Origin of the sequence: Flavobacterium sp. (assembly GCF_046293665.1) — a bacterium.
Taxonomy (GTDB): domain Bacteria; phylum Bacteroidota; class Bacteroidia; order Flavobacteriales; family Flavobacteriaceae; genus Flavobacterium.
Map to the genome: position 1 here is coordinate 85,391 of NZ_JBKBOL010000002.1, position 18,111 is coordinate 103,501.

General features: G+C 37.4%; 14 protein-coding genes. 2 read left to right on the forward strand and 12 right to left on the reverse strand.

The features are described from left to right. Positions 1 to 31: 31 nt before the first annotated feature. Positions 32 to 1,126 (reverse strand): fatty acid desaturase family protein, encoded by a 1,095-nt coding sequence (locus ACK4R1_RS04840; RefSeq protein WP_409684256.1) that lies wholly within the window; start codon positions 1,124 to 1,126, stop codon positions 32 to 34. 107 nt (positions 1,127 to 1,233) lie between these two features. On the opposite strand from ACK4R1_RS04840, the gene rsmG reads away from it, so the two are divergent. After that, a complete protein-coding gene (gene rsmG, locus ACK4R1_RS04845; protein WP_409684258.1) occupies positions 1,234 to 1,863 on the forward strand; it encodes a 16S rRNA (guanine(527)-N(7))-methyltransferase RsmG in 630 nt (209 codons plus the stop codon). Positions 1,864 to 1,894: 31 nt separating this feature from the next. On the opposite strand, the gene ACK4R1_RS04850 is transcribed toward rsmG, so the two are convergent. The 10 genes from ACK4R1_RS04850 to ACK4R1_RS04895 form a co-directional block, all read right to left on the reverse strand. After that, complete coding sequence (locus ACK4R1_RS04850; RefSeq protein ID WP_409684260.1) at positions 1,895 to 4,192, reverse strand: T9SS type A sorting domain-containing protein; 2,298 nt, start codon at positions 4,190 to 4,192, stop codon at positions 1,895 to 1,897. Between the two features lie 111 nt (positions 4,193 to 4,303). Beyond that, positions 4,304 to 5,932, reverse strand: coding sequence for an L-glutamate gamma-semialdehyde dehydrogenase (gene pruA, locus ACK4R1_RS04855; RefSeq protein WP_409684262.1), 1,629 nt, complete (start codon positions 5,930 to 5,932; stop codon positions 4,304 to 4,306). A gap of 143 nt (positions 5,933 to 6,075) precedes the next feature. Continuing rightward, entirely contained in the window at positions 6,076 to 6,462 is a 387-nt protein-coding gene (apaG, locus tag ACK4R1_RS04860; protein WP_176305912.1) for a Co2+/Mg2+ efflux protein ApaG, read from the reverse strand. Between the two features lie 73 nt (positions 6,463 to 6,535). Beyond that, on the reverse strand, positions 6,536 to 7,789 hold the full coding sequence (locus tag ACK4R1_RS04865; RefSeq protein WP_409684264.1) for a DUF5103 domain-containing protein: 1,254 nt from the start codon (positions 7,787 to 7,789) through the stop codon (positions 6,536 to 6,538). A 65-nt stretch (positions 7,790 to 7,854) separates the two neighbouring features. Further along, on the reverse strand, positions 7,855 to 8,625 hold the full coding sequence (locus ACK4R1_RS04870) for a class I SAM-dependent methyltransferase (protein WP_409684266.1): 771 nt from the start codon (positions 8,623 to 8,625) through the stop codon (positions 7,855 to 7,857). Between the two features lie 169 nt (positions 8,626 to 8,794). Continuing rightward, the gene (gene map / locus ACK4R1_RS04875; protein ID WP_409684268.1) at positions 8,795 to 9,613 is read right to left on the reverse strand and encodes a type I methionyl aminopeptidase; all 819 of its coding nucleotides are present in this window, start codon (positions 9,611 to 9,613) and stop codon (positions 8,795 to 8,797) included. 75 nt (positions 9,614 to 9,688) lie between these two features. Continuing rightward, positions 9,689 to 11,074, reverse strand: a complete 1,386-nt coding sequence (locus ACK4R1_RS04880; RefSeq protein WP_409684270.1) for a TolC family protein — start codon at positions 11,072 to 11,074, stop codon at positions 9,689 to 9,691. Continuing rightward, entirely contained in the window at positions 11,074 to 12,420 is a 1,347-nt protein-coding gene (locus ACK4R1_RS04885; RefSeq protein ID WP_409684271.1) for an HlyD family secretion protein, read from the reverse strand. The genes ACK4R1_RS04880 and ACK4R1_RS04885 overlap by 1 nt, the downstream gene beginning before the upstream one ends. 2 nt (positions 12,421 to 12,422) lie before the next feature. Continuing rightward, entirely contained in the window at positions 12,423 to 14,090 is a 1,668-nt protein-coding gene (locus tag ACK4R1_RS04890; RefSeq protein ID WP_409684273.1) for a peptidase domain-containing ABC transporter, read from the reverse strand. A 2-nt stretch (positions 14,091 to 14,092) separates the two neighbouring features. Beyond that, positions 14,093 to 14,767, reverse strand: a complete 675-nt coding sequence (locus ACK4R1_RS04895; protein ID WP_409684275.1) for a TetR/AcrR family transcriptional regulator — start codon at positions 14,765 to 14,767, stop codon at positions 14,093 to 14,095. A gap of 145 nt (positions 14,768 to 14,912) precedes the next feature. Here ACK4R1_RS04895 and ACK4R1_RS04900 point away from each other — a divergent pair, with 145 nt between their 5' ends. Beyond that, positions 14,913 to 16,181: an acetyl-CoA hydrolase/transferase family protein gene (locus ACK4R1_RS04900; protein WP_409684277.1), complete on the forward strand. Its 1,269-nt coding sequence runs from the start codon at positions 14,913 to 14,915 to the stop codon at positions 16,179 to 16,181. A 395-nt stretch (positions 16,182 to 16,576) separates the two neighbouring features. On the opposite strand, the gene gpmI is transcribed toward ACK4R1_RS04900, so the two are convergent. Beyond that, positions 16,577 to 18,103, reverse strand: coding sequence for a 2,3-bisphosphoglycerate-independent phosphoglycerate mutase (gene gpmI / locus ACK4R1_RS04905; RefSeq protein ID WP_409684279.1), 1,527 nt, complete (start codon positions 18,101 to 18,103; stop codon positions 16,577 to 16,579). Between the last annotated feature and the right edge of the window lie 8 nt (positions 18,104 to 18,111).

Below are 18,111 nucleotides of genomic sequence, written 5' to 3' on the forward strand. Positions count from 1 at the left end.
AGAGACGCCAATAAAGGCGTCCGGTTTTATGTTATGCTAATTGAGGTTGTCTTCCTAATTCCCTTAAGTGTTTGAAATGCGAAGCGATAGCCGCTCGAGTGGTTTTGAATTCGTAATACGGCAATTCACATTCTTTGGCAGTTTGTTTCACGATTTCAGCAATTTTGTCGTAGTGAATATGACTGATGTTTGGAAACAAATGATGTTCAACTTGGTGATTTAAGCCACCGGTGTAATAGTTAACCAACCAGTTTTTAGGAGCGAAGTTAGCAGTAGTAAATAATTGGTGGATGGCCCAAGTATTTTCGATTTCACCATTTTCATCCGGAATGGGATTTTCGGTTTCTTCCACTACGTGAGCTAATTGGAAAACAACGCTCAAGATCACTCCGGCCGTATAATGCATTACTAAAAATCCTAAAACTACTTTCCACCAAGTGATACCCATTACCATTGGAATAACCAACCAGATAGAGAAATAAATCACTTTGGTAATGATTAAAGTTGTCCAACGAATCACCGGTTTTTTGAATTCACCATAAGATAAATTTCTTTTTAAGTAACGTTTCATTTGAAGGAAATCGGTAGTAATGGCCCAATTGAATGTCAATAATCCATATAGAAATACTGAATAATAATGTTGGAATTTGTGGAATTTATACCATTTGGCTTCTTTGGTGAAGCGCATGATTCTTCCGGCTTCTAAGTCTTCATCGTGACCTAAGATGTTGGTGTAAGTATGGTGTAAAACATTGTGTTGCACTTGCCAATTGTAAACATTTCCGGCCAAAATATAAATACTGCCGCCCATGATTTTATTGACCCATGATTTGTTTGAGTAGGCACCGTGATTACCGTCGTGCATAACGTTCATGCCAACGCCGGCCATTCCAACGCCAATGACAACGTTAAGTAAAAGATAAGCCCAAAAAGGCATGTCCAACGCCAATAAAATAAAGTAAGGCGTTAAGAAAATGGTAAACATTACAATTGTTTTTAAATGTAGTTTCCAATTTCCGGTTCTGTCGAGGTTGTTTTCTTTGAAGTAGTTGTTTACTCTTGAATTTAGAGTTCTGAAGAATTTTAAACTATCGGTTTTAGAGAAAATAGGTGATGTGGTATTCATTATAATATTTCAAATTTTGTCCAAAGATAATTATTATAATTTTTCAAAGATTATAAACAAATCATAATTATCAACCAAAAGCACTATTTTTGTTGAAAATTCAATTTATGGAAGAAATTATCAAACAATTTCCTAATCTTACTGAAAATCAACTCCTACAGTTTCAAAAATTAGAAGCGCTATACCAAGATTGGAATGCGAAAATCAACGTAATTTCCCGAAAAGATATAGATGAATTATACACCAAGCACGTTTTACATTCATTAGCGATTGCCAAAATCCAACCCTTTGAACCCGGAACGTACATTTTAGACGTTGGAACCGGTGGTGGATTTCCCGGAATTCCGTTAGCGATATTGTTTCCGGAAACCCGTTTTTATTTGATTGATGTGATTGCCAAAAAAATAAAAGTGGTGCAAGCCGTTGCGGAAGGTTTGGGGTTAAAAAATGTCAAAGCCGAGCAAATGCGTGCTGAGAACGTTAAAGGCGATTATGACTTTATCGTGAGCCGTGCCGTGACTAATATGCCCGATTTTGTGTCTTGGATTAAAGATAAAATTAAAAAGCAGAACAAGCATGAATTGCAAAACGGAATTCTCTACTTAAAAGGTGGCGATTTGACGGAAGAATTAAAAGATTTTCCAAAAGCAAAAGAATACAACATAGCAGCGTTTTTCAAAGATGAGTTCTTTGAAACTAAGAAAGTGGTGCATTTGCCTTTGAAGTTTAAGCCATAAAAAAACCTCTCGATTGAGAGGTTTTTTATTTTTATCCTTTTACAATTTTCTTCGTTGTACTGCCGCTTCCATTACCGATGGTGATGAGGTAAATACCTTTGTTCAATGACACAGGAATTTCAAAAGTTCCGCTGATGGTTTGATTTTTTGTTGAATAAATTATTTTACCTAACATATCAGTCACAATGATACTAGCATTTTCAATCGCATAGGAAGTATTGATTTCAATATTATTTTCTACAGGATTTTTTATCCAAAGCGATTCAAATGCCGGGTTGGTTGTTGTCAAAGCACCGTTAATGATTTCATTCAAAGCAAAAGTTACATTGGTTTGACTTAACGTTACATGATTTTCATTCACGGTTGGAATTGAGGAGGCCACAAATGGTGTTACCGAGGTACCGGTTACAGGCGTATATAAATTATTAGTATTTGAAATTGCCATTGAACTCCAAGTTGGAATGAAGGTAAAATAATCTGCATTTAAATTGGTGAAAAATTCGGTTAACAAAGGATCGGTGCCTAATCCATCTTCAAAACCACTCATGTCAAATCTTCCGCCAGGAGCCGTGTCTAAACCATCAGTATTTGCGGGAGATTTGGAATTGGCCAAACTTTCAAAACCGGTAACCCAAAAAGCTATCACAAATTGTTGTCCTCTAAAACGACTAACTTGATTGGTTTGATTGGCTGCCGGCGTAAAACGCAAGTTGATAATAGCGCGCTGTGTTGCAGTTAAATTAAAAGTGTGGTTCATCACTTCAAAATTTGGAGTGTAATTCATAGTGCCATTGCCAGCACCGTTTGAGATTGAGACGTTTCTAACAGTAGTTGGAAAGCCCATGGCATTTAATTCATTTTGGAATGCATTCCTGAAATTTGGTGCTCCTGTTGGCAATAAACTTGCAGCATCAGTATTGAATTCGAAAGTACTTCCGGTTTGTAAATGTCCTTCCATGTGGTCGATTAGCATTTGTCGTGCGGCCGGACTTTTGATTAAGCCATCAACAACCGGTTGAACAGCGGCATTTCCTAATGGTCCGTATGCCATATAGTTGAATAAGTGTTGGAAGCCAATGGGCACGTTCGCTCCTTGATGAGGTGAATCAAAGGAGATGTACAAACGCGTGTCGTGGTTAAGGGCATTCATTTCCATATATCGCAAAGCATAGCGGGAAATCAATCCACCCATACTTGGACCGATGACAACATTTTTTTGATTGCCAACTTTTTGCGCGTTAATCTGATTGATTATTTCCACTAAAACAAAAGCATTTCTTTGGATAAAATCCACTCCGCCATCAACCACAGTAGTTGTGTTTGGTCTTGTGTAAGTAGGGAAATTTACTAAGATGATATCAAAGCCTTGCGTTCTTAAATAATCGGCTAAATTTTGCCCGACACCATAAGTTAAACTCGCATAAAATGAAGGAATAGTGTTGGAATCGCCGGGATCAAAACCATCAACCACAAAAACCGGTTTGTCTAAAATTCCATCGACCGTATCCGGAAAAATTTCATATTCACCTTGGCCTAAATAAGGCGCTGCTTCGCCAAAACCTTGATAAGGAATTGTGGCCGTAATTGAAGTTATGGCATTAGGTTGGTAGTTGTTTTGAGTATTTCTATTGACAACACCGTTATTTTGGTTGTCGATATTGATTGCAAATGATTGTAGTATCGTTTCTCCATTGGTAAACTGTATTTTACAATTTACGATTTGTTTTTCATTGGTTCCAAAATCAATTTTGAATGGTTTATTTGTTGAAATGGTTTTCCAAATTCCTTCTTCATTGGTTTGAATAGCAATATTTTGAATTACTCTGTCCGTTGTATTGAATATGAATTCCTCTTTTAAAATAAAATTTACTTGATTGCTTTTTACTTTTGAAAGCAGTGGAGAAATCAAATTAATAGAATGTTTTGTAAATGCATTTAAACCATTAGGTTTTAATTGTAATTGATTATCGGCACTCAAAAACAAATCACCGTTTTCAGAAGCAGCCTGATTTATTTTTTCAAAATCTGCAATCAAAATACTCAAAGGCACTTGGTTTTGTACTTTTCCCAAACTAGCAGCTTCGCGAAGTTTTTCCAATTTTGGTAAACGTTGTAAAAAATCGGCACGTTGGATTTCATGATAGGCTTGCAAGAAATAGGTTGAGGTTACTTCTCGTTTTTTTTGCTCAGAAGCATTTGAAATTCCAAAAACTCTGTCGTAAAGAATTTTAGTTTCCGTTTTGTCTTTTAATAAATCATAAGATTTGTCTTGAGCAAAAGTGGAAATGGTGAAAACGAAAAGTGATAAAAGAGTAATTATTATTTTCATAACAGTTTGGTTTTGGTTTTTGACATTCGAATATACAAAAAATTCATTTTCAATGAAATAAAAAAAGCCCAAGTAAAAACTTGAGCTTATCATCTTATTTATAAATACTTTTTATTCTCCTAAGAAAGGATATCTGTAATCTTCCGGAGTAACAAAAGTTTCCTTGATTGTTCTTGGCGAAACCCAACGCAATAAGTTCTGCATGGAACCTGCTTTGTCATTCGTTCCCGAAGCTCTTGCTCCGCCGAATGGTTGCATTCCTACAACAGCTCCGGTTGGTTTGTCATTGATATAGAAGTTTCCGGCACTATTTTGCAAAGCCAAGGTAGCTTCTTCTATCGCATATCGATCCTGACTGAATATCGCTCCGGTTAAAGCATACTCTGAAGTGCTGTCTACCAATTGTAAAGTTTCAGTCCATTTGGCATCTTCATAAACATAAATCGTCATCACCGGTCCGAAAAGTTCAGTTTCCATCGTAGCATATTTTGGATTGGTGGTCACAATTACAGTTGGTTCAATAAAGTAACCTTTTGATTTGTCATAGTTGCCACCAACGATAATTTCGGCATCGCTGTCTTTTTTAGCTTGGTCGATAAAACTCGCTAATTTGTCAAATGAACCTTCATGAATTACGGCTGTAATGAAGTTTCCGAAATCTTCCGGCGAACCCATTTTCATCGATTTTACATCGGTAATCAATTGTTCTTTTACCGCAGGCCATAAACTTTGCGGAATATAACCTCTGGAAGCCGCAGAACATTTTTGACCTTGGAATTCAAAAGCACCACGGGTAATTCCGGTTACGACTTGTTTCACATTGGCACTCGGATGCGCTAAAACGAAATCTTTTCCACCGGTTTCGCCTACGATTCTTGGGTAAGTTTTATAAGTATGAATGTTCTCACCAATTTTTTTCCAAATTTCTTTGAAAACGAAAGTCGAACCGGTATAGTGAACTCCTGCAAAATCAGGGTGTTTTAAAATAGTATCGGTAATCATCACCGGATCGCCAAAAACTACATTGATTACACCATCAGGAACTCCGGCTTCTTTAAAGACATCGATAATCACTTTTGCCGAAAAAACTTGGCTGTCACTTGGTTTCCAAACGACTGTGTTGCCCATCAAAGCGGCACTCGCCGGAAGATTTGCGGCAATTGCTGTAAAGTTAAACGGCGTAATCGCATAAACAAAACCTTCTAACGGACGGTATTCCACTCGGTTCCAAATATCAGAAACTGATTTAGGTTGGTCGTTATAAATTTGAGTCATAAACTCAACATTGTATCTCAAAAAATCAATTAATTCACAAGAAGCATCAATTTCGGCTTGGAAAATAGTCTTCGATTGCGCAATCATTGTTGCGGCGTTGATTTTGGCTCTATAGGGTCCGGCAATCAATTCGGCAGCTTTCAAAAAGATAGCGGCACGTTGTTCCCAAGCCATATTGGCCCATTTTTTTCTCGCTTCTAAAGCGGCAACAATGGCTTTTTCTACATGCGCTTTTTCGGCTAAATGGTATTTTCCCACAACATGTTGGTGATCATGAGGCGCGGTCATGTTTCGGGTATTTCCGGTGCGAATTTCTTCACTGCCTATGTAGTTTGGGACATCGATAGTCTCGTTCCACATTTTTTTATAAGCCGCTAGAACAGCTGCTTTTTCGGGCGAATTGGGAGCGTATGATTTTACGGGTTCATTAACCGCTTTTGGGACATGAAAAAAACCTTTTGGCATGATATGAAAAGATTAAAATTTGACAAATGAATAACTTAAAAGATTCTTTTTTAAGAATTTCTAAATTTGACACAAAAGTACAAAGGAAATTTTGAATTTTTAATAAGAGCCGACAAAGATTAATCCGTCTTTAACACGATCTTTTAGTTCAATGCAAATGGTGCGCTTAATTTGAAGGTTGGCACAATTACTTTAAATGTTTTGGTAGTCGTAAAATTAATCATGTTGAAGTAACCGCTCATCGCTCCGAAAGGAGAAGATAAAAGACAACCCGAATTGTAAGTGTGTTTTTCGCCTGGTTTTAAAACCGGTTTTTTGCCAATCACACCTTCACCATCTACTATTTCTTTATCATTGAGTGAGTCAAGAATTTCCCAATGACGGGTATTTAACTGTACAGAATCTTTGCTATGGTTTTCGATGGTGATTTCATAACTAAAAGCAAAATGAATCTTGTAGTTTTTGAAGTAAGTACCTTCAAAACTAGTCAAGACCGAAATCTTTATTCCTCTTGTTATTTGTGAAACCATGTAGAATTCATTCTATTGCGATGTCAAATTTACGAAAAATACGTTTTGATAAGTGAATTAGATGTTAAATTTTCTAGTTGGTAATATCAATAGAATTTGCAATTCCTTTACCTATAATTCTATCATATCGTTGGTTGTTTTCTCGGTAATAAACTAACGCAAAATAATTATTTTCTGTCTGGATAAAGTTGCCGTCGATGGCATTTTCTTCATCAATTACCCCTTTGCTGTCTGCAATTACATATTGGTAATTGGTAAAACCTTGCTTAATCATAATGGCTTTTTCATAAACCCCTTTTTCAGCATTGTATTCCATTTTATTTTCTTCGCTAAGAGCAAAATTATTAAACATGCCATTCACATAGATGGGTTTTTTGCCATAATAACTTGGTGCCGATAGGCTAAAAAACACCCAAGCATAATCGGCTTCAATCTCACTGTTTTGTGCTCCGATATTTTTTACAATAAAATTACCATTAATATCGGGATAGTAGGTGTAAGGCATGTTGGCCCTTGCTTCAGCGCGATAAAGATATGCGTTGTAAATTCCGCCTTTAGAGTCAATTCTGGCTATACTGTTGTTGGCTGCCCGAATATCTTTGTTTTCAAAAAACAGGTATTCATTTCCGGCCCAAAATTGGGTTTCCGTATCATATTTATAAATCAAATCGTTGCCAATGGTATATTGTGGGACAATGTTAGTAATGGCATTGTCAAATTTTCCGTTTTGCAACAACAGTACTTTTACGTTTTTAAGCGGACTTTGGAAATTAATAGTAGCCGATTTTATAGCAAAATCTAAGTTGTGTTTCTGATTGGTAACTGCTAAAGTTCTCGGTCTTCTTACTTGCATCGGAACACTCACCAGTTCTTCGTAAAGAATGAATTTTTTTGAAAAAACGACTTCTTTATCATCGTTTAAAATTTTGATTACATAATTACCACTTACCCTAAACTGGGTAAATCTGTTAGGAAATGATAGTCGATAGTGTGAATAGAGTTGAAGTGTTGTCAAAGAATTGGTATAATCCTGAATTCTTTGGTCGTCAAAGCCATTGAGGTATTCAGCTTTGGCCAATTGTGATGGTTTCCAATCGTAATCACAATGGGTTATGGTGTAAAAATAATTGGCTTCATTGCCGTACAAATCGTCAAACATAAATTGAAAACTATCCCCTAATCTGAACATGGGAATAGCATTTTGTCCGTTTTGAACAAAACTCACGGTTTTAATATTGTAAGGAGGTGCTATTTCTTTTTCGACTTGAGCGAAAATTGTACTGAAGAAAAAAAGAAAACCGAATAAAAAGAGATTGTTTTTTGGCATACTATTATATATCAGAATGGTAAAGATACTAATTTTATCAAGCGAGAATTGTGCCAGAAAGAGAATTATTTAAAACAGACCGGAATTATTTCTCCTTTGGCCAAACAATACTTCTCTACTAATTCAGACGCAATTTTATTGGTGTAATCTTCTTCAATTACTGTGAAACCTACACTTCTCAACTTATCAAAATAATCTCTTCCATAAACACGAACGTGATCATATTGCCCGAAAATCCTAGCGCGCTCTTTTTGGTCAACAATCGTATCATCAGAAAAAGTCGTTTCTCTTGATAAATCTTGTGGAATTTGAAAGATGCCCATTCCGCCGGGTTTTAAAACTCGGTATAACTCTTGCATGGCCTTGGTGTCATTGGGAATGTGTTCCAAAACGTGGTTGCAAAGGATTAAATCATACGCATTATCTTCAAATGGCAAGTTGCAAATATCCGCTTTTACATCAGCTAATGGTGAAAGTAAATCAGTAGTCGTGTAATCGATATTGTTTTGCTTCTTGAAACGCTTGTAGAATTCTTGCTCAGGTGCAAAGTGCAGTACCTTTTTCTTGATAGTTGCGGTAAAAAAATCGGTTTCATTTTGTAAATACAACCAAAGCAAACGGTGTCTTTCTAGCGAAAGTGTACTTGGTGACAATACATTGTTTCTTTGATTTCCGTAACCATAAGGCAAAAACATACGGAAACTTTTCCCGTCAATCGGGTCAGTGAACCGATTCCCTTTTAGGATAAAAGCCAAGATAGGTCGAACCACAATACTTAAACGAATAAGTATTGGTCTTGGAATAGTATTTAAAATGAATTTGAATATTTTTTTCATGGTTGTTGTAGAGTAATTACACAGAGTTACACGGAGTATCGCAGGGATTCACAGAGAATTTAATTTGTTATTTCTCTATGTGATGATTTAATTTTAATAGTTAAATAAATATTATATATTCTTAATTTCTCAGTGAATCTCATTTTTTCTTAGTGAATCTCTGTGTAACTTAAATAACCAATGCTTGTTTTCTAAACTCATCTTCTTCATTGCTCTCAATTCCTAAAGCTTTGTAGATATAAGCAAAGGTCGAAAGTAATTCCGGTTTTCCGTCAATCAAGGCTACATCATGTTCAAAATGAGCGCTTGGTTTTCCATCGGCAGTTAGGATTGTCCAACCGTCTTTGAGTTGCTTGATATTTTTGGTGCCCATATTGATCATTGGTTCAATCGCTACAACCATGCCTTCAACGAATAATTTTCCGCGACCACGTTTTCCGTAGTTTGGCATTTCCGGTTCTTCGTGCATTTTTTGGCCTAAACCATGTCCGACTAACTCACGAACCACACCATAACCATGTGCTTCGGTATATTTTTGAATAGCATTGCCAACATCTTCCACACGGTTTCCGATTTTGAATTCGCGAATTCCAACGTACAGACTTTCTTTGGTGACTTGCAATAATTTTTTGACTTCCGGAGCAACTTCACCAATTTCAAAAGAGTAAGCGTGATCACCGTAAAAACCGTTTTTCAAAGCGCCACAATCTACCGAAATCACATCACCTTCTTGTAAAGGAACATTGTTTGGAATACCGTGAACCACTTGTGCATTCGGACTCATACAAAGCGAGTTTGGAAAGCCGTACATGCCTAAAAATCCCGGTTCTGCACCATGGTCTCTAATAAAAGCCTCGGCCAATTTGTCTAAATATAAAGTGGTTACTCCGGGTTTGATTTCGGAGGCTATCATGCCTAAAGTTTTGGAAACAATCAAAGCACTTTCGCGCATCAATTCAATCTCTTCTCTTGTTTTTTGGATAATCATCTGCTGTAGTTTAACTTCTTTTCGATTCGTTTGTGACTTTGAATCAGTTTGCAAAAGTAATTATTTTAGCCATACTTACTCAGGATTGGCCATGATTTTAAACAGAGCGGCATTCGAGTCCAAAAATCGGTTTTCAAGTTGCAGTTTTGATAATTGAGCAGCAACCAAGTTGTTTTCGCGCGTATTGATTAAAAAAATAGAGCTTTCGCCAAAGGAAAAAAGCCGTTCTTCAGAAGACAACATTGTGCTGTAATCGTTCACCAGGCTTTCAATTAACTGTTGCTGTCTTTCTAAAGAAGCGATTTCAGTTTGTTGGGCTTTGATTTTGTTTTTCAATTGCACTCGTTCTAAATCTAAATCGAATTTGGTGTCTTGTATTTTGTATTTAGTCAATAGCAAACTCCCGCGTTCTTTTCTCAAAAATACCGGAAATGAGAAATTCACCCCAACTTTATAATCCTGAAAACGATAATTGTCAAAGTAACTCGGTTCGGATAAATAAGAATAGCCTAAGTCGATTTTAGGCAAGAGCATATTGGCCTTGAGCTTCCGTTCTACTTCGAGCATTGCGATTTTGTTTTCTAGCGCATTGATTTTCGGATGGTTTTCCAGTGATGGATTTTCCAACATCAAATCGTTGGTTCGCAAGGTTTCTTTGATGGTCGCGGCCAAATTTTCCTCCGGTATCATGTCGTCTTGCAATTCAAGCGGTACATTATTCTCTAACCAAAGAAAATTTGACAATTCCAATTGGGCTTTCGCCAATTTTAATCGGGATTCTTCTAAACTGAGCTTTCGGTTTCTAACAATGATTCCGGCTTCAACACTGTCAATCGCAGGTTTGTCGCCTTGTTCAATGGATTTGGTTATACCATTGTAACGGACTTCGGCATTGGTTAAATAACTTTGGTACAAGGTAACTTCGTTAAAATTTCGCTTCCAATTGAAATAAGCTACCGAAGCATCGTACAAAACGGAAACTGCCATTAAATTTCGTTCGGCCTGACTTAAATTGACTTGAATTTTAGCTTTTCGCAGATCGGCCATGCGCTGGTTAATGAACAAACCTTGTCCAAGCGGAATTGAAATGCCAAGAGAGGTCAATCCTTGATTCGGAACCGTATTTTCGGGATTCAGATAAATACCATCATTGTTGTCAAATCCGGCTTTGATTTCAACGCCATACCAGGTTGGGATTTTGAAACTGCTGTTTAAAATGGAATAGTATTCGTTGTCTTTGAATTTTTTTTGTTCAAAATCGACTTCAATCTTTGGGTCAAATCCACCTCTGGCCATCATCAAATTGGCTTGCGCCTGATTAAGTTCTAAATCGGCACTTTTTACTAAGGGATGGTATTTTTTGACATAGCCTAAAAACTCGTTATATGTGAGTTCTTTGGAAGTGTTTTGACTCCAAACCGACATCCCGAAAAATAAAAAAGCTATAATTATCGTCCTCATTACTTTTTGTCTTTTTGAAGATTGCTTTTCGGTTGGTAATAATTCGGCGGAAAACCATTGAGCGTTCGCCAAATCTCAAACCAAACAGGAACATTGTCTAATAATGCCAGGGTTTGTGCACCCGAACCAATACTGATTTGTTTTGGCCACGGAATATCATTTTCATCCGGCGCAATCAAAACTCTGAATTTTCCGTTATCGCTGATAAAATTTTCGATGGCGACAATCTTTCCGCCAAAAGTTCCGTAAGACATATTGGGCCAACCCGAAAAAACTATTGTAGGCCAACCATCGAACCAAATTCTCACTTTTTCCCCTTTGTGTAGTAACGGTAAGTCTGTTGGCGTAACGAAAGTTTCTACGGCAATATCATATTTTGCCGGCATGATACTAACTATTTGTGTGCCTTCTTTAATCGTTTCACCAATTCCTGATTGTAACGCTCTGTTGACATAACCACTTTGTGGTGCTTTGATGTAATACATGCCATTACGAATTTGGTAATTGGTATATTGGTTTTTGAGTTTGTTGACTTGTGCTTCAGTGTCGTACTGACTGCTAAGCGCCGTGAATTGGTCGCTTCGGGCTTTTTGTTCTTTTTCGTTGTATTCAGCAATAATTCGGTTGATTTCTACTTTAGCATTAATTAACTCGTTTTCGCTGGCTAAGAATTTATTTTCCTGCGTGATGATTTTGGCTTCGGTTTCTTGTAATTTCAAGCGTTTTTCTTCCACATCGGTCATCGGCTTTAAGCCTTCTTTATTTAAAGCTACTGATCGATTGAATTGCGTGGTAGCGATTTTAATTTGGGTTCTCACGGCCACTAAGTCCATACTGTCGCTTTTGACTTTAAGTCGTGATTGCTTGATTTTATTTTGTGCTTGTTGCAACTTTAATTGGCGTTCGTTTTGAATGGCGGCAATTTGAGCTTCGAGCGAGGTCACTTTTCCACCATAGGATTTTCCGGCTTGTTCTTTGGCTTTGAGTTGGCTTTCGGTATTTTTAACCAAGTTGGGATCCAAATAATCCTCTTTGGTTTCCGAAATAAAAAGAATGGTATCGCCTTTTTGTACAAAATCACCTTCTTTGACATACCATTTTTCAATTCTACCGGCAATAGCAGAATGAATGGTTTGTGGTCTTTGATCGGGCTTTAAAGTAGTAACGGCACCGGTTCCCGAGATGTTTTGTGTCCATGGCAAAAACAATATCAATAAACCCAATAGAGAAACCCCTACAATAATTTTGTTCAAAATTTTGTAATGCGGTCGGTTGCTTAGCGTGTTAAACGTGCTGTATTTTTCTATGCTATCGCCAATTCTGTTGTTGTTTGAAATGTTAAGCATCGTTATTGTTTTTTAGTGTCATTAATAATTTTTCCTTCGCTCATGATGATTTTTCGGGAACATTTTTCTTTCCAATAGTCGTTCTTTGAAGAAACGATTAGTGTCCATTGGTTTTCTTTAGCAGTAATGAAATCGATGACTTCTTTCGCAGCATCATTATCCATTTTATCTAATGCATCTTCATAGAATAAAATCTTAGGACGATTAATAATACTACGCGCTAAAAGCACTTTTTGTGCATTCGAAGATGACAATTGCTTGCCTTCGGGATAAATTTTCGTGTCTAAACCTTTCGGTAAAGACTTGATGAAATCGCCCAAGTTGACGCTTTCAATCGCCCATTTCAAATCTTCTTGAGAAATCAGCGGATTGTTGAAAGTGATGTTTTCCATAATTGTTCCTTCAAATGGTGTTTCGCCAATGATAATGGTGCTGATTTGCGAGCGGTATTGTTCCAAATCAATTTTTCGGTAAGTATCATCATTAATGTATAACGAACCTGATGTTGGTTGCAACAATCCGGAAAGGATGCGAATCAGGGTTGTTTTTCCGGAACCGTTTAATCCTTCTAAATATATTTTTTCAGATTGCTCAATGGTTAGGTTTATTTTTTCCAGTACATAATCATTGGCATCCGGGAATTTATAGCTCAGGTTTTCTGCCGCTAATTGAATATTGGTATAGCAATAATCGGCGGTTTTTGAATTGGTTTCTTCTATTTCCAAATCGGTAATTTGCCCTATTTTTTCTACTGCGGTTAAAACATCATACAAGGTTTCTAACCCAATGATAAGCTTTTCAACAGAATTGATGACCAATAAAATAATGATTTCCGCGGCTACAAATTGACCAATGTTCATCTTTTGGTTCAGTACCAAATATCCGCCAATAAGCAATAATCCTGCGGTGATAATGATTTTGAAAACAATCAATTGGGTAAATTGTCTTTTGATGATCTCAAAGTGTCTCTCGCGATAAGTCAAGTATTCTGAAACTAAACGGTCATTTTTGGTTAAAGCAAAATCGAAGTTGGATGTTTTTTTGAAACTAAAATTGTTTCGCGCCATTTCTTGAAGCCAACTCACCACTTTATACTTGTATTTCGACTCTTTTAGACTACTTGACAATCCTGAATTATAGGAAAAGCGAAAGATCACATACAACAACAAGATTAGAAAAATACCAAAGAAGATAAAGAACGGATGGTAAAGCGAGAGCAAAATGATTCCGAAAACAATTTGTAACAAGGCTGAAGAAAAGTCAATCAGTAATTTTGAAGCTCCTTTTTGTATGGTTAAAGTGTCAAAAAAGCGGTTGGCCAATTCGGGCGGATATTGATTGTGCAATGCATCAGTTTTAATTCTAGGCAAGCGAAAACCGAATTCGAATGAAGAACGGATGAATATTTTTTGTTGTAAATTTTCGGTAATGCGCAATTGCATTAAGGATAAAATCCCTACCAAGGCGACACCGGCAATAACAATAAATACCAAAACGATCCAAGAAACACTCACTCTTCCCGATTGTATTAGGTTGATAATGGCTTGAATGCCCAACGGAAGTGACAAACTCACCAATCCGGCGAAAATAGCGTAAAAAAACACTTGATAAATGTCTTTTCGGTCGAGTTTTAATAAGTTGACTAATCTTTGAGATGCTGTTAGTGCCATAGTTATTTGCTTAAAGTTTTTTGAACCAAATCGATATAAAATTGTGAAGGCGAATTATTTTCATTACAATTGGTAATGGTTTTCAGATGGTCTTTTAAAAAGTGTTGGTGCAGCGAACCTTCTACCATTGAAGAAGCCAAGCTCTTGGCATAACCATATTGTGGATTTACTTCTTGAATGATTTCAATAATACGGTTGATTACTCTTTTGTAAACCAAAAAGAAGCCTTCTTTGTTTTCTTCATCTACTTCTTTGGTTAGTAGTGTTTTGGTAAATTCAGCTATAATGATTTTATTCAAAATCGATTCGTTGACGTGTAACGTGGTCGAATCATCTTCAATTTTTTCGGTAACTATGGTGATGGCTCTTTTGAGTTTGTCCATCGGGTCAACTATATTAGAGGTAGAAAAGACCAAGCGGTATTCCATCCAACCCCAATACCACGAAGACAGGTACAATAAGAGTTTGTGCTTGCTCTCAAAATAGCGATATATTGAACTTTCATTGGAACCAATTCTTTCACCTAGTTTTTTAAAAGTGAAAACTTCAAACCCAACTTCGTCAATCAATAGAATACTTTCTTGAACGATTTTCTTTCCAAGCGCTGAGGTTTCCGGATCTTTAACGTAAATCTTTTCGTTTACTTGAATTTTTATGTTGGATAGAATGGTATCCATGTCGATAATGTTTTTTGCAAATATAATAGTAATACTATTAATATTGAAACTTTAACTTTTATTTATAATTATTAACCGAATGTCTTATGAGAAATGTCATATTTTTATACAAGATTCCGAGTTAATTTTGACCTAAATTTTAGTTATGAGCAAATATGTTACGGCTGCAGAAGCAGTCAAAGTAGTAAAGTCAAACGATAGGGTTTATGTTCAAGCGGCGGCGGCTACTCCAACCATTTTAACCCAAGCCTTAGCCGAAAGAGCCTCAGAACTCCGCAATGTTGAGGTTTGTCATTTGCATACCGAAGGACCGGCACCTTATGCTAATATTGAATTAGCGGATAGTTTTCATGTGAATTCTTTTTTTATCGGGGCCAATGTTCGGCATACGTTAACCGCCGGAAACGGTTCGTATACACCGGTTTTTTTAAGCGAATTGCCGCATTTGTTTCGCAAAAAAGTATTGCTGATTGATGTGGCTTTTATTCACGTTTCGCCACCGGATAAACACGGTTATTGTTCGTTAGGCGTTTCTGTCGAAGCCACTGTGGCGGCAATTGAAAATGCCAAAATTGTCATTGCCCAAGTCAATCCGCAAATGCCGAGAACTTTTGGCGACGGTATTCTTCACGTCTCTGAAATTGATTATTTAGTTGAAGTTAATGAAGCTATTTATGGTCATGCGCCAACGCCTTTTTCCAAAGAAGAAGAAAAAATAGGCGAGTATGTCGCTTCGTTAATCGAAGACCGAAGCACTTTGCAAATGGGTATCGGTTCGATTCCGAATGCGGCTTTGAGCAAACTCAAAAATCACAAAGACTTAGGCTTGCATACCGAAATGTTTTCCGACGGCGTAATCGATTTGATTGAAAGCGATGTGATCAATTGCAACTACAAAGGCACCTTGCGCGGCAGAGTTTTGGCTACTTTTTTAATTGGTTCCAAACGGTTGTATGACTTTGTGAATGACAATCCGTTTATAGAAATGAAGGAATCCTCTATGGTAAATGATACGGCTCGTATTCGAAAAAATCCTAAAATGGTTGCTATTAATTCGGCTATCGAAGTCGATGTAACCGGGCAAGTTTGTGCCGATTCTATTGGTGCCAAAATGTACTCGGGCGTTGGAGGCCAAATGGATTTTATTCGCGGTGCTTCTTTAAGCGAAGGTGGAAAAGCGATTATTGCTTTGCCTTCCATCACCAAAAGAGGCGAAAGCAGAATTGTTCCTTATTTAAAACAAGGAGCCGGTGTGGTTTCTACTCGATCTCATGTGCAATACATCATTACCGAAAATGGCATCGCCGACTTGTATGGCAAAACCTTAAAGCAACGCCTCAATGAAATGGTCAAAATTGCTCATCCAACGCATCAGGAAAATATCGAAAGAAGTTATTATGAGCTGTTGAAATAGGAGCGAAAGGCTAGGGCATATTTGCAGTCCATTTTCCCGCTTTCCGTTGCAATAAAAAATGCTTCCAAATTGAGGAAGCATTTTTTATTTTCACTGCAATCAGGGCTAGATGGGGATTGTCTTTTGCAAAACAAGCGGTATCAACAACCATAAGTGTTAAATTAGCCAAGCCAAGTCATATCATCCCTAACGGGATTTTGTTTGATTTTACAATCTCTACTTGCCGACATTTGACACCTACGGTGTCATAATCGCTTAGTTTTTTTGAAAAAAATCAGCTCTTTCAAACTATCCCGTTAGGGATTTTATCTAGGTAAAAGTAAAACTAGTTACACTGATGTCGAAATCCCGTTAGGGATGATATAGCAAAGTTTTTATTTGGTGGTATAGGGTCTTTATAATCTTACTAAAAGCGATTTTCCAGTCATAACTTCAGGTTTTGGAATGCCCATCAGTTCTAAAATAGTTGGAGCCAAATCACCCAAAACACCATCGTGCACTCTTATGTGGTCTTTATCAACCATAATTATCGGCACCGGATTGGTGGTGTGTGCGGTGTTTGGCGAGCCATCAGGGTTAATCATCGTTTCACAGTTACCGTGATCGGCTATAATGATTGTAGTGTAATTATTGGCCAAAGCGGTTTCTACAACTGCAGCCACACAAAGGTCAACCGCTTCACAAGCTTTGATGGCGGCTTCCATAACGCCGGTGTGACCTACCATATCGCCATTGGCAAAATTCAAACACACAAAATCGACTTCACCTTTTTGTAACTCTGGGATTAAAGCGTCTTTGAGTTCAAAGGCACTCATTTCCGGTTGTAAATCGTAGGTGGCGACTTTTGGTGAGTTTCTTAAAATTCGGGTTTCGCCTTCAAAAGGTTCTTCGCGTCCGCCCGAAAAAAAGAAAGTAACGTGCGGATATTTCTCGGTTTCGGCTATGCGGATTTGCTTTTTACCGTACTTTTCTAAAACTTCGCCTAAGGTTTCGTTTAGGTTGTCTTTGTCAAAAATTCGGTAGATGTTGTTAAAAGTATCATCGTAATTGGTCATCGTTACATAGTACAAATTCATTTTGTGCATGTTGTGATCCAAATGGTCTTTTTGCGAAAGTACTTCGGTCAATTGTCGGCCACGATCGGTTCGGAAGTTGAAGAAAATAACCACATCGCCTTCTTTAATGGTGGCAATTGGGTCGTCATTATCATCGGTCATGACTATTGGGGCCAAAAATTCATCGGTAATATTGTGGGCATAATATTCCTGAATGCTTTTTACGGCGTCGGTTGAATGCACCCCATTTCCGTTTACAATTAAATCATAGGCGAGCTTAACGCGTTCCCAGCGTTTGTCTCTATCCATGGCATAATAACGTCCGATGACAGAGGCCAATTTAACAGTTGTACCTTTGATATGATTGGTAATATCGGCTATAAAACCCGCTCCCGATTTAGGGTCAACATCGCGACCATCGGTAAAAGCATGGATGTAGACTTTAGAAAGTTGGGCATCATAAGCAGCATCTACTAATCCTTTGAGGTGATTGATATGCGAATGCACCCCACCATCAGACACCAGCCCGAGAAAATGGACTGCTTTGTCATATTCTTTAGCATAATCAAAAGCATCTGCAATCGATTTTTCTTTATTGAAAGTTTTATTTTCTACTGCCAAATTGATTTTGGCCAAATCCTGATATACAATTCGGCCTGCGCCAAGATTCATGTGGCCTACTTCGGAATTCCCCATTTGACCATCGGGTAAGCCTACGTTTAGGCCGTCGGTTCTTAATTGGGCATTGGGATATTGTTTGTATAAACTATTTATAAACGGAACATTGGCGTTGTTAATGGCAGATACTTTTGGGTCGGGTGATTTTCCCCATCCGTCTAAAATCATTAGGATTACTTTCTTGTTCATTGGGTGTT